Raw genomic sequence first — 13,167 nt, forward strand, 5'->3', positions numbered from 1 at the left:
ACCTCATCACCAAAAGTATCAGGCACAAAAAAGCCAGTCAGGATCACCTGACTGGCTTTTTTTAACGGTTTATTACGCCTTGGCGGCGGCGTCAGCCTGGGAAGACTGGATCGCCGTCAGCGCAACGGTGTAGACGATATCGTCAACCAGCGCGCCGCGCGACAGGTCGTTCACCGGCTTGCGCATGCCTTGCAGCATCGGCCCGATGGAGACCAGGTCAGCGGAACGCTGTACCGCTTTGTAGGTGGTGTTGCCGGTGTTCAGATCCGGGAAGATGAACACGGTCGCCTGGCCGGCTACCGGTGAGTTCGGCGCCTTGGACTTGGCAACGTCGGCCATGATGGCGGCGTCGTACTGCAGCGGGCCGTCGATGATCAGGTCCGGGCGTTTTTCCTGCGCCAGACGGGTCGCTTCGCGCACTTTCTCGACGTCGCTGCCCGCACCGGAGTTGCCGGTGGAGTAGGAGATCATCGCTACGCGCGGCTCGATGCCGAAGGCCGCGGCGGAATCCGCAGACTGGATGGCGATTTCAGACAGCTGCTCGGCGGTTGGATCCGGGTTGATCGCGCAGTCGCCGTAGACCAGTACCTGGTCAGGCAGCAGCATGAAGAACACGGAGGACACCAGCGAGCTGCCCGGCGCGGTTTTGATCAGCTGTAACGGCGGACGGATGGTGTTGGCGGTGGTGTGAACCGCGCCGGAGACCAGACCGTCGACTTCGCCTTGTTCCAGCATCAGGGTGCCGAGCACCACGTTGTCTTCCAGCTGCTCGCGCGCGACCACTTCGGTCATGCCCTTGCTCTTGCGCAGCTCAACCAGACGCGGCACGTAGTTTTCACGCACGGCGACCGGATCGACGATTTCGATGCCTTTGCCCAGCTCAACGCCTTGCGCTGCCGCGACGCGCTGGATCTCGTCCGGGTTGCCGAGCAGCACGCATTCCGCGATGCCGCGTTCGGCGCAGATGGCCGCCGCTTTCACGGTGCGCGGCTCGTCGCCTTCCGGCAGCACGATGCGTTTGCCGGCTTTACGCGCCAGCTCGGTCAGCTCGTAACGGAACGCCGGTGGAGACAGGCGGCGTGAACGCTCGGAGGTGGCGGTCAGCGAGTCGATCCACTCGGTGTTGATGTGGCTGGCCACGTAGTTCTGCACTTTCTCGATGCGCTGGTGGTCGTCCGCCGGCACTTCGAGGTTGAAGCTCTGCAGGCTCAGCGAGGTCTGCCAGGTGTTGGTGTCGACCATGAACACCGGCAGGCCGGTCTGGAAGGCGCGTTCGCACAGCTTCTTGATCGGCTCGTCGATGGCGTAGCCGCCGGTCAGCAGGATGGCGCCGATTTCTACGCCGTTCATCGCCGCCAGGCAGGCGGAGACCAGCACGTCAGGACGGTCCGCGGAGGTCACCAGCAGAGAGCCCGGGCGGAAGTGTTCCAGCATGTGCGGGATGCTGCGCGCACAGAAGGTCACGGACTTCACGCGGCGAGTCATGATGTCGCCTTCGTTGACCACGCGGGCCTTCAGGTGGCGAGCCATGTCGATGGCGCGGGTGGCGATCAGATCGAAGCTCCACGGCACGCAGCCCAGAACCGGCAGCGGGCTGTTGGCGAACAGCTGCGCAGGATCGACGTGGGCGATGCTGGCTTTGGTGGAGTCGTCGAAGATTTCGGACAGGTCAGGACGGGTGCGGCCCTGATCGTCGACCGGTGCGTTCAGCTTGTTGATGATCACGCCGGTGATGTTTTTGTTCTTGCTGCCGCCGAAGCTGGTGCGCGCCAGTTCGATGCGCTCTTTCAGCTGCGCCGGGGAGTCGTTGCCCAGCGCCAGCACGAAGACGATCTCGGCGTTCAGGGTTTTGGCGATCTCGTAGTTCAGCGCGTTGGCGAACTGATGCTTACGGGTTGGCACCAGGCCTTCGATCAGCACCACTTCCGCGTCTTTGGTGTTCTCGTGGTAACGCGCCACGATCTCTTCCATCAGCACGTCTTGCTGGTTGGAGCTCAGCAGGCCCTCAACGTAGTCCATGCGCAGCGGTTCGGCCGCCGGAATGGTGGAGTTGCTGCGGATGATGGTGGTGGTCTGGTCGAGTGCGTTGTCGCCGGTGCGCGGTTGAGCGATAGGCTTGAACACGCTCAGACGAACGCCTTTTTGCTCCATGGAGCGGATGACACCCAGGCTGACGCTGGTCAGGCCGACGCTGGTGCCGGTGGGGATCAACATAATAGTACGTGACACAGAATAGTCCTCTTCACGATTAACATGAGGCTAAAACAACACCGTCAGCCTGGGCTGACGGTGTTTTGAGAGCATTACGCGGTCAGGCGGGATGCGTCCTGCGCGATGACCAACTCTTCGTTGGTCGGGATCACCAGCGCCAGGCGGCTGCCGTCTTTGGTGATGGCGCCGGATTTGCCGAAGCGAGCGGCCATGTTGCGGTCGTGGTCGATTTCGAAGCCCAGCAGGCCCAGTTTGTTCAGGGTCAGCTCACGCACCATGCCGGCGTTCTCGCCGATGCCGCCGGTGAAGATCACCGCGTCCAGACGGCCTTCCATCAGCGCGCTGTATGCGCCGATGTATTTGGCCAGGCGGTGGCAGAACACGTCCATGGCGCGTTTGGCGTCGGCTTTGCTGTCGTAGTTGTCTTCAACATAACGGCAGTCGCTGGTGACTTCGGTCAGGCCCAGCAGGCCGGATTCTTTGGTCAGCATCTTGTTGATCTGGTCAACGCTCATGCCCAGAGAATCGTGCAGGTGGAAGATGATAGCCGGATCGATGTCACCGCTACGGGTGCCCATCACCAGGCCTTCCAGCGGGGTCAGGCCCATGGAGGTATCAACGCACTGGCCGTTGCGCACGGCGGTGACGGAGCCGCCGTTGCCCAGGTGGCAAGTGATCACGTTCACTTCTTCCACCGGCTTGTTCAGCATCTTCGCGGCTTCTTGAGTCACGTAGAAGTGGCTGGTGCCGTGCGCGCCGTAGCGGCGAACGCCGTGGTCGCGGTACAGGCTGTACGGCAGGGCGTACAGGTAAGATTCTTCCGGCATGGTCTGGTGGAACGCGGTATCGAACACGGCAACGTTCTTGTCGGCCAGGTTAGGGAAGGATTTCAGCGCTTCCGCGATGCCGATCAGGTGAGCCGGGTTGTGCAGTGGTGCAAACGGCACGGAATCTTTGATACCCTGCAGAACTTCGTCGTTGATCACGGCGGAAGCGGTGAACTTCTCGCCGCCGTGCACGATGCGGTGGCCGATGGCGGTCAGCTGCGCGGAAAGCTCTGGTTTTTGTGCCAGAATAGTATTAACAATGAAGTTCAGCGCTTCGCTGTGTGCAGCGCCGGCCCCCAGGGCAGCTTCGTGTTTGGCGCCGTCCATTTTCCACTTGATGCGAGCTTCAGGCAGGTGGAAACACTCGGCCAAACCGGAGAGGAATTCGTCGCCGTTAACGGCATCGATGATGGCGAATTTCAGAGAAGAACTGCCGCAGTTAAGAACCAGTACTAGCTTACTCGACATGGAAGTACCTACTTAAATAGTCGTGTTGTTAAAAGTAAATCGAAAACACGTGGTGAATTAATCGTCAATCAGACAACAAGCGTAGCGCATAGTGCCGATGACATTTATGATTAACATCATGTGAAGTGCACAAATCACAGGATGATGGAAAAACCGATGATTTCTCTGCGGTTTAAATAATCTTGATTTTTATAGGGCTAAAAGTTGACAAAAATTACGTCATCTTCTACCGGCCACAAGGCCGGCTTAGGATACCGATAGCCCGGTGTAAACACAAAATAAATTTAAAGCTTCAAATTTTTTAGTATGGTCTCTGGCAGCACGCTTTTAGTTTCTTTACGTGACGTTGAGGTACGCAATGACGAGCAAACCGTCCGGTTCCGTAAGCTGGTTTCAGGTCTTCCAGCGCGGGCAGCATTATATGAAAACCTGGCCGTCGGACAAACGTCTGGCACCGGTCTTTCCGGAGAACCGCGTTGCGCGTGCCACCCGTTTCGCTATCCGTTTCATGCCGCCGTTGGCGATTTTCACGCTGACCTGGCAGATCGCGCTCGGCGGTCAGCTCGGCCCGGCGATCGCCACCGCGCTGTTCGCCTGCAGCCTGCCGATGCAGGGGCTGTGGTGGCTGGGGCGCCGTTCGGTCACACCGCTGCCGCCGACGCTGCTGCAATGGTTCCATGAGGTGCGTAACAAGCTGACGGAAGCCGGGCAGGCGGTGGCCCCGCTGGAGGGCACGCCGACCTATCAGACGTTGGCCGATTTGCTCAAGCGCGCTTTCAAGCAGCTGGACAAAACCTTCCTCGACGATCTGTAAATGAAGACAGGCCGCGTTGTGCGGCCTTTCTCGTCAAAGCGCCAATAACCCCGGTTTAAATCAAAGAACGGTCGAGTTGTGATTTCCTGCGTTCTTGCGCTGTGCGATGCTCCCGCCATCACACAGAAATGAGGAAATCCTGATGGAAATGACCAATGCCCAGCGGCTGATTCTGTCGAACCAGTACAAGATGATGACCCTGCTCGATCCGGACAACGGCGACCGTTATCGCCGGTTGCAAACCATCGTCGAACGCGGCTTCGGTTTGCAAATGCGCGAACTGGATCGCGACTTCGGTGAACTGAGCGAAGAGGTGTGCCGCACCATCATCAACGTGATGGAGATGCACCATGCGCTGCAGGTTTCCTGGGGCAACCTGAAAGAGAAGCAGGATCTGGACGAGCGCCGCCTGGCGTTTCTCGGCTTCGACGCCGCCACCGAAGCGCGCTACCTGAGCTACGTGCGTTTCCTGGTCAGCACCGAGGGGCGTTATACTCACTTCGATTCCGGCAGCCACGGTTTCAACGCCCAGACCAAAATGTGGGAAAAATACCAGCGCATGCTGGCGATCTGGCTGGCCTGTCCGCGCCAGTATCACTTGAGCGCCGTTGAGATAGCGCAAATCATCAATGCTTGATTAAGAAGAGGTTTTCTGTGGAGTGTAAGGGTTTTCTGTTCGATCTTGATGGCACCCTGGTGGATTCATTGCCGGCGGTAGAGCGCGCCTGGACGCACTGGGCCGAGCGCCGCGGCGTTAACCCGCAAGCGGTGCTGGACTTCATTCACGGTAAACAGGCCATTACTTCTCTGCGCCACTTTATGCCGGGCGAAAGCGAAGCGGAAATTCAGCGCGAGTTCGAGTTGCTGGAGCAGGCCGAAGCGCAGGATACCGACGGCGTTCGCGCGCTGCCGGGTGCGATTGCGCTGCTGGAGCGCCTGAACGCGCTCGGCATCCCTTGGGCGATCGTCACCTCCGGTTCGGTGCCGGTGGCCGGCGCTCGCCGCCAGGCCGGCGATTTGCCGCAGCCGGAGGTGTTCATCACCGCCGAGCAGGTTAAACACGGTAAGCCACAGCCCGACGCCTACCTGCTGGGCGCCGAGCGCCTGGGGCTGGCACCGCACGAGTGCGTGGTGGTTGAAGACGCGCCGGCCGGTATTCTCTCCGGCCTGGCGGCGGGCTGTCAGGTGATCGCGGTCAACGCGCCGGCCGATGCGCCGAAGTTGGAGCAGGTCGACCTGCGGCTGGATTCGCTGGCGCAGATCGCCGTCGATAAAACGGCGCAGGGCGCGATCGTTCGCCGGCTGGCCTGAGCGGCATTATCTTCACCCTAATTGATTAGACCCCGCTTCGGCGGGGTTTTTTTATGCTATTTTTTAGACCCTTGGACATTTGTCGGATGAGGCCGTTTTGAACAGCGAATTACTGTGGGTGCTGAGTTTACTGCTGATTGCCATCGTGCTGTTTACCACCAATAAGCTGCGCATGGACGTGGTGGCGCTGTTGGTGATCATCGCCTTTGTGCTGAGCGGCACGCTCAGCCTGCAGGAGGCGACGGTCGGTTTCAGCGATCCCAACGTGATTTTGATTGCGGCGCTGTTCGTGATCGGTGAAGGGCTGGTACGCACCGGCGTGGCTTACCAGGTGGGTGACTGGCTGGTGAAAGTGGCCGGCAGCAGCGAAACCAAAATGTTGATGCTGCTGATGGTGACAGTCGCCGGGCTGGGCGCGTTCATGAGCTCGACCGGCGTGGTGGCGATCTTTATCCCGGTGGTGCTCAGCGTGACGGCCAGAATGAAGATCGCGCCGGGGCGGCTGATGATGCCGCTCAGCTTTGCCGGGCTGATCAGCGGCATGATGACGCTGGTGGCCACGCCGCCCAACATGGTGGTCAACAGCGAACTGGTGCGTGAAGGCATCCATGGTTTCGGTTTCTTCAGCGTGACGCCCATTGGCCTGGTGGTGCTGGCGCTGGGTGTCGGCTACATGCTGATCGCCCGGCGTTGGCTGGGCAGCGGTGAAACGGGCAAAGCCGGTGACGACTGGCAGCGCCGCACCTTCCGCGATTTGATCCGCGACTACAAGCTGACTGGCCGCGCGCGGCGGCTGGCTGTCCGCAACGCTTCGCCGCTGATCGGGCGTTCGCTGGATGAACTGCATCTGCGTGCGCGCTATGGCGCCAACGTGGTGGGCATCGAGCGCTGGAAACGCTTCCGGCGGGTGATGGTCAGCGCCTCCGGCAGCACCGAGCTGCGCGAGGGCGATGTCCTCTTGATCGACATGTCGGACAGTCAGGTCGATCTGCGCGAATTCTGCGGCGAGCAGCGGCTGGAGCCGATGGTGCTGCGCGGCGATTACTTCTCGGAACAGTCGCGCAACGTCGGCATGGCCGAAGTGTCGCTGATCCCGGACTCGGCGCTGCTGGGCAAAAGCCTGCGCGAAGCGGCGTTCCGCAGCCGCTACGATCTGAACGTGGTGGGCATCCGCCGCCACGGCGAGACGCTGGGCGGCAAGCTGGTGGACGAGCCGCTGGAGCTGGGCGACATTTTGCTGGTGATCGGCGACTGGAAGGCGATCCGTCAGCTGCAGGCCAAAACCCACGACTTTATCGTGCTCAACCTGCCGGCCGAAGTGGACGAAGTGGCGCCGGCCATCACGCAGGCACCGCACGCGCTGTTTTGCCTGGCGTTGATGGTGGCGATGATGTTGACCGACGAAATCCCCAACCCGATCGCGGCGCTGATCGCCTGCCTGCTGATGGGCAAGTTCCGCTGTATCGACATGGAGAGCGCCTATAAATCGATCCATTGGCCGAGCATCATTTTGATCGTCGGGATGATGCCGTTCGCGCAGGCGCTGCAAAAGACCGGCGGGGTGGATCTGATCGTCAGCGGGCTGATGGACGTCGCCGGCGGCGCGGGGCCGCGTGTGATGCTGCTGTGTCTGTTCGTCTTGTGCGCCACCATCGGCCTGTTTATTTCCAACACCGCGACGGCGGTGCTGATGGCGCCGATTGCCATTGCCGCCGCGCGCGAAATGGGCGTCTCGCCATACCCGTTCGCGATGATTATCGCCATCGCCGCGTCCGCCGCCTTTATGACGCCGGTCTCTTCACCGGTCAACACGCTGGTGCTGGGGCCGGGCAATTACAAATTCGGCGATTTCGTACGTCTCGGCGTGCCGTTTACCCTGCTGGTGATGGTGGTCAGCGTGATTGTGGTGCCGTGGCTTTACGGTTTTTAACGGCGCAGCGGGGCTGCGCCGGCGGGGTTACAGCGAACTGTCGAGGCTGATTTCGTCCAATGACAGGCTGAAGCTGGGAATGAATACGTCCATGAAGTAGTCCATTTCCGGGCTGCGGCGCTGTTCCAGGGTTTTATCCAGCCGCGCCTTGGCCAGGGTGAATTCGTTGTTGCCGGCAGAGAGTTCTTCCAGGCATTTCAGGTAGGCGCACAGCGCGTCTGCCTGCTTTACCACCTGCTTTTCATCTTCGCTGTAGTAGTGCTCATCGAGAATGGTGCGGAAATCGTTGCGCAGCTCAGCGGGGATCATGTCCAGCAGCTTTTGCTGGGCGATCTTTTCGATCTTCTTGTATTCATGGGCGATCTGCGGATTGTAGTACTTGATCGGCGTCGGCATGTCGCCGGTGATCACTTCGCTGGCGTCGTGATACATCGCCAGTAGCGCAACGCGGTCGGCGTTGAGGTTGCCGTTGAATTTGCGGTTCTTGATCACCGCCAACGCATGGGCGACGAAAGCCACCTGCAGACTGTGTTCGGAGACGTTTTCGGTACGCACGTTGCGCATCAGCGGCCAGCGGTTGATCAGTTTCAGGCGGGACAGATGGGCGAAGAAATGGCTCTGGCTCATGGTGCTCTCTTTAACGGCAAGTGAGGGCACCATTGTGAAGCAGTGACGGCGAATTTTGCAACCGGGCAATGAGAGAAGGGCGCAGCAAGGCGCTGCGCCCCAGGCGATTACTGGTGGTAACCTTCCAGGAAGCGGCCCAGCTTGCCGACCGCCATTTCCAGTTCGTCCACGCGCGGCAGGGTGACGATGCGCACGTGATCCGGGTAAGGCCAGTTGAACGCGGTGCCCTGCACCAGCAGCACTTTTTCCTGCAGTAGCAGATCCAGCACCAGTTTCTGGTCGTCGTGGATGTTGAAGCGCTTGGCGTCGATGCGCGGGAACATGTACAGCGCGCCCTGCGGCTTCACGCAAGAGACGCCCGGAATGTCGTTGAGCAGTTCCCAGGTGCGGTTGCGCTGTTCGTACAGGCGGCCACCGGGCTGAATGAATTCGCTGATGCTCTGATAACCGCCCAGCGCGGTCTGAATGGCGTGTTGCATCGGCACGTTGGCGCACAGGCGCATCGAAGCCAGCATCTCCAGCCCTTCGATATAGCCTTTGGCGTGCTTCTTCGGCCCGTTCAGTACCATCCAGCCCTGGCGGAAGCCCGCCACGCGGTAGGTTTTCGACAGGCCGTTGAAGGTCACGGTCAGCAGATCCGGCGCCAGCGCGGCGATCGAATGATGCTCGGCTTCGTCATACAGGATCTTGTCGTAGATCTCGTCGGCGAAGATGATCAGATTGTGTTGACGGGCGATCTCGACGATCTGTTCCAGCAGCGCTTTGCTGTAAACCGCGCCGGTCGGGTTGTTCGGGTTGATGATCACAATGCCGCGGGTGCGCGGGGTGATCTTGCTGATGATGTCGTCCAGATCCGGGAACCAGCCGGCCTGCTCATCACACAGGTAGTGCACGGCCTTGCCGCCGGACAGCGATACCGCGGCGGTCCACAGCGGGTAGTCCGGCGCCGGCACCAGCATTTCGTCGCCGCTGTTGAGCAGCGCTTGCATGGATTGGACGATCAGCTCAGAGACGCCATTGCCAATGTAGATATCCTCAACGGTCACGTCACGCATGTTGCGCGCCTGATAGTGCTGCATGATCGCTTTACGCGCCGAGAAGAGGCCCTTGGAGTCGGAGTAGCCTTGCGCCGTGGGCAGATTGCGGATCACGTCGACCAGGATTTCGTCCGGGGCGTCGAAACCGAACGGGGCAGGGTTGCCGATGTTCAGTTTCAGGACTTTGTTGCCTTCTTCTTCAAGACGTTTAGCTTCTTTAAGCACCGGGCCGCGAATGTCATAGCAGACGTTGTCCAGTTTGCTGGATTTCTCAATGGGGGACATAAAAAGTTGAGCCTTTTGCTGGGATAGGGGCGCTCCTACCGTGGGACGCCGCAACCCGCCCAATGTACTCCTGGCGTAGTTGCTTTTGAAGGGTTTTGCACGCCTTTGGTGCAAATGCATGTCGTAACGGGGGATTTTAGTTATGATAAGCAAAGGTAAAGTTATTTTGTGGTTCATAATTTCATGAACTATAATTTTACTAGGGTTTTGTTCTGTAAAATCACGCGTCGATAAACGGGACGTGCCGGCGATCGCGGTCGGCAGCAGTGAACTGATAAGCCGAAAGTGAGAATGGGCTTCAATAAACTGTAAAGGAACGATAATACCGGAGTTGTCTGATAGCGGGGTGTCAGTAAGCGCACCACACTAAGAAAATGGCATATTTACATTAGCTTTACTTTATATTTTAGCTTAAGCATTGTTTATGTGGTTGTAGGATTATTATTTAAAGTAAAAATCTTACTGATTGAATTTATTAAATTCATTGAGTATTAACACGAAGTTGGTGTCATTAATTATTTATCTTTTTTGCTCTGTAATGCAGTCTGAACACCGGTTGATAAGGGTTCTCAGTAGCACGAATGGAGTGGAAATTAGGCAGTATGAATGAGTAAAATCTCAGGTTCGGTGGGGGTTTTCCCTTTCCACCGGTATTCAGCCCCCCGCGTTCTATAAGCATCATCGATAGATCGCATTTTAAAAAGCGATAGAGGTAACGAATCATAAGTAATTTTTTTGCCCTCCACTTATGAGTGGGGTACTGTCATAAAAGGCTCCGTCCTTTTCAACGGCGTCTGAGAAACACACCAGGGTAGTAGTTCGTAAATTAGAATTTAAAAAAGTGAAGAATACACTATGACAACTGCAAATCGTCCGATACTTAATCTCGACCTCGATCTGCTAAGAACCTTTGTTGCGGTTGCTGATTTGAATACCTTCGCAGCGGCGGCTGTTGCCGTTTGCCGTACTCAATCAGCCGTCAGTCAACAAATGCAGCGATTAGAGCAACTGGTCGGCAAAGAACTGTTTGCCCGCCATGGGCGCAACAAACTCCTGACTGAGCATGGTATTCAGCTTCTCGGTTATGCCAGGAAAATCCTGCGCTTTAACGACGAAGCCTGTACCTCGCTGATGTACAACAATATTAAAGGTGTTCTGACCATCGGCGCTTCCGACGACACCGCCGATACCATTTTGCCTTTCCTGTTGAACCGCGTGACCGCCATCTATCCCAAGCTGGCCATTGACGTGCGCGTAAAGCGCAGCACGACGATGGTCGATCTGCTGGAAGAGGGCGAGATCGATCTGGCGGTGACCACGGCCGATCCGGCCGGGCACCCGCATATCGTACTGCGCACGTCGCCGACGCTGTGGTACTGCGCCGCCGATTACCACTATCAGGCCGGCGAACCGATCCCGTTGGTGGTGATGGATGAGCCAAGCCCGTTCCGCGCACTGGCGATCAAACAGTTGGATGAAGCCGGTATCCCGTGGCGTATCGCCTACGTCGCCTCCACGCTGTCCGCGGTGCGGGCGGCCTGTAAGGCCGGCCTGGGCGTGACCGCGCGGCCGATCGAGATGATGAGCCCCGATCTGCGGGTGCTGGGCGCGGTGGAAGGTTTGCCGCCGCTGCCGGATACCCAGTATGCGCTGTGCAAAAACGCGCAGTGCAGCAACGAGCTGGCAATGGCTATCTTCAGCGCGATGCAGGGCGGCAATGACGGCTATGGCTTCAACGGCGCGGAAGCCGGTCTCCAGGGCGATCAGGATGACGCCAGCCTGGTGGACGAAGAAGAATAACGCCGCGGTGTGATATCTGATGAAAAACCTCTGCTTGGGCGGAGGTTTTTTTTGGCCGTTTTTTTGGTGATATTTACTGTTATATAGGTTTAAGTGCAATTTTGTTATGAGTTGGCTGTTTTAATAACTTTTAAGCGTTACTGAAAAGAGAGTTTGGCCGGGTTTAAGATGCGGAGTTTGTTTTTTGAGCAATAAGATTGAATGGGTTAAAGGCATGGTAATAGCATGGTTATTTTGTTAGCTTATAGCGGCCGTTTTTGCGGCTTAATTTGAGGAAAATTGTTAAAGGGCCACACTTTTTTTGAGGATTTATGCTGAAAACGTGTCCTGGATCAAAAAAATACCCCTAGGTAGTGAGTGGAAGAACAGGGAATTCCTGAGACAATGGTATAGTAAAACTGAAATGTGCATGTTGGTTTATATCTATCTGTTTCTACACAAAAATTAACTGACACGATTTAGCCTGTCCCTGGCGCATCAAATGTTAATCAAATGATACGTATGTAAACTAGTGTGTAGATACTTTTGTCAAAGTTGACAAAAGGTTATAGAAAGGAGTAAAAAGCCCACAGAAAAACGCTGCCTAACTCGCTGTAAAAGCAGTTTGTTTGTGTGGTTATTTATCCTTCCCTTAAATCGATGTGGCGCACTAACTGCCGGTGACAAGAGCAGTGCGATCGACGCCACTTTTGATGAGTAAGCATAGAGTATGTCAACAACCACTGAAGTTATCGCTCATCACTGGGCGCTCGCCGTATTTCTCGTCGTGGCTATCGGGCTTTGCGGCTTAATGCTGCTGGGTGCGTTCTTCTTGGGCGGGAGAGCCCGGGCGCGCGCCAAACACACCCCGTTTGAATCAGGCATCGACTCGGTCGGCACGGCGCGCATGCGCTTATCCGCCAAGTTCTACCTGGTGGCCATGTTCTTCGTTATTTTCGACGTTGAAGCCTTATACCTGTATGCCTGGTCGGTCTCGGTTCGCGAGAGCGGTTGGGTAGGCTTTATCGAAGCCGCCATTTTCATTTTGGTGCTATTGGCCGGTCTGGTTTATCTGGTGCGCATTGGCGCATTGGATTGGACTCCGGCGCGTTCCCAACGCCGCAGCAAACCGAGCACGATCACTAACACCAACAGTCATCCGCAGTAACAGCGAGGCATTAAGATGGACTATACGCTCACCCGCATAGACCCGAACGGTGAGAACGACCGTTATCCCCTGCAAAAACAGGAGATCGTCGCCGATCCCCTGGAACAACAGGTCCACCGCACGGTTTACATGGGTAAACTCGAACATGCGCTGCATGACATGGTGAACTGGGGGCGTAAAAACTCTATTTGGCCGTATAACTTCGGCCTTTCGTGCTGTTACGTGGAGATGGTGACGTCGTTTACCGCCGTTCACGACGTGGCGCGTTTCGGTGCGGAAGTACTGCGCGCCTCCCCGCGTCAGGCTGACCTGATGGTGGTGGCCGGTACCTGCTTCACCAAAATGGCCCCGGTCATTCAACGCTTGTACGAGCAGATGCTGGAACCTAAGTGGGTGATCTCGATGGGCGCCTGCGCCAACTCCGGCGGCATGTACGACATCTATTCCGTGGTGCAGGGCGTGGACAAGTTCCTGCCGGTCGATGTGTACATTCCCGGCTGCCCGCCGCGTCCAGAAGCCTACATGCAAGCGCTGATGCTGCTGCAGGAATCCATCGGCAAAGAACGTCGCCCGCTGTCGTGGGTTGTCGGCGATCAGGGCGTTTACCGCGCCAATATGCAGTCTGAAAGAGAGCGTAAACACGGCGAGCGCATCGCGGTGACCAACCTCCGGACGCCTGACGAGATTTAAGACGTTCATTTAACGTCCAT

The 13,167-nt window shown here is 57.4% G+C and carries 11 protein-coding genes; 7 read left to right on the forward strand and 4 right to left on the reverse strand.

The genetic code is table 11. The annotated features are described in order from the left end of the window. Window positions 1-72 precede the first annotated feature (72 nt). Both pta and ackA read right to left on the reverse strand, forming a co-directional pair. Window positions 73-2,229 carry a phosphate acetyltransferase gene (pta, locus tag C9411_RS18245; RefSeq protein ID WP_033648050.1) on the reverse strand — a complete coding sequence of 719 codons (2,157 nt, stop codon included), beginning with the start codon at window positions 2,227-2,229 and terminating at the stop codon, window positions 73-75. Between the two features lie 74 nt (window positions 2,230-2,303). Beyond that, window positions 2,304-3,506 carry an acetate kinase gene (ackA, locus tag C9411_RS18250; protein WP_055312511.1) on the reverse strand — a complete coding sequence of 401 codons (1,203 nt, stop codon included), beginning with the start codon at window positions 3,504-3,506 and terminating at the stop codon, window positions 2,304-2,306. Window positions 3,507-3,864: 358 nt separating this feature from the next. On the opposite strand from ackA, the gene yfbV reads away from it, so the two are divergent. The 4 genes from yfbV to C9411_RS18270 all read left to right on the forward strand — a co-directional run bounded on the left by yfbV (window position 3,865) and on the right by C9411_RS18270 (window position 7,561). Further along, window positions 3,865-4,320: a terminus macrodomain insulation protein YfbV gene (yfbV, locus tag C9411_RS18255; RefSeq protein WP_004936061.1), complete on the forward strand. Its 456-nt coding sequence runs from the start codon at window positions 3,865-3,867 to the stop codon at window positions 4,318-4,320. A gap of 142 nt (window positions 4,321-4,462) precedes the next feature. Continuing rightward, window positions 4,463-4,957 carry a YfbU family protein gene (locus C9411_RS18260; RefSeq protein WP_016926898.1) on the forward strand — a complete coding sequence of 165 codons (495 nt, stop codon included), beginning with the start codon at window positions 4,463-4,465 and terminating at the stop codon, window positions 4,955-4,957. 17 nt (window positions 4,958-4,974) lie between these two features. Further along, window positions 4,975-5,631: a sugar phosphatase gene (locus tag C9411_RS18265; protein ID WP_107227607.1), complete on the forward strand. Its 657-nt coding sequence runs from the start codon at window positions 4,975-4,977 to the stop codon at window positions 5,629-5,631. A gap of 97 nt (window positions 5,632-5,728) precedes the next feature. Beyond that, a complete protein-coding gene (locus C9411_RS18270) occupies window positions 5,729-7,561 on the forward strand; it encodes an SLC13 family permease (RefSeq protein WP_063988985.1) in 1,833 nt (610 codons plus the stop codon). A 27-nt stretch (window positions 7,562-7,588) separates the two neighbouring features. Here C9411_RS18270 and yfbR read toward each other — a convergent pair whose 3' ends face one another. Together yfbR and C9411_RS18280 are read right to left on the reverse strand one after the other, a co-directional pair. After that, window positions 7,589-8,188: a 5'-deoxynucleotidase gene (yfbR, locus tag C9411_RS18275; protein WP_025303666.1), complete on the reverse strand. Its 600-nt coding sequence runs from the start codon at window positions 8,186-8,188 to the stop codon at window positions 7,589-7,591. 107 nt (window positions 8,189-8,295) lie between these two features. Further along, window positions 8,296-9,510, reverse strand: coding sequence for a pyridoxal phosphate-dependent aminotransferase (locus C9411_RS18280; protein WP_004936047.1), 1,215 nt, complete (start codon window positions 9,508-9,510; stop codon window positions 8,296-8,298). Between the two features lie 855 nt (window positions 9,511-10,365). Between C9411_RS18280 and lrhA the strand changes: the two genes are divergently transcribed. The 3 genes from lrhA (at window position 10,366) to C9411_RS18295 (ending at window position 13,147) form a co-directional block, all read left to right on the forward strand. Next, the gene (lrhA, locus tag C9411_RS18285) at window positions 10,366-11,310 is read left to right on the forward strand and encodes a transcriptional regulator LrhA (protein WP_004936045.1); all 945 of its coding nucleotides are present in this window, start codon (window positions 10,366-10,368) and stop codon (window positions 11,308-11,310) included. 709 nt (window positions 11,311-12,019) lie between these two features. After that, a complete protein-coding gene (nuoA, locus tag C9411_RS18290; RefSeq protein ID WP_025303663.1) occupies window positions 12,020-12,457 on the forward strand; it encodes an NADH-quinone oxidoreductase subunit NuoA in 438 nt (145 codons plus the stop codon). 15 nt (window positions 12,458-12,472) lie between these two features. Continuing rightward, a complete protein-coding gene (locus C9411_RS18295; RefSeq protein WP_004936039.1) occupies window positions 12,473-13,147 on the forward strand; it encodes an NADH-quinone oxidoreductase subunit B family protein in 675 nt (224 codons plus the stop codon). The last annotated feature ends 20 nt before the right edge of the window (window positions 13,148-13,167 follow it).

This window comes from Serratia sp. Nf2, from assembly GCF_003028435.1.
Lineage (GTDB): Bacteria > Pseudomonadota > Gammaproteobacteria > Enterobacterales > Enterobacteriaceae > Serratia > Serratia marcescens_L.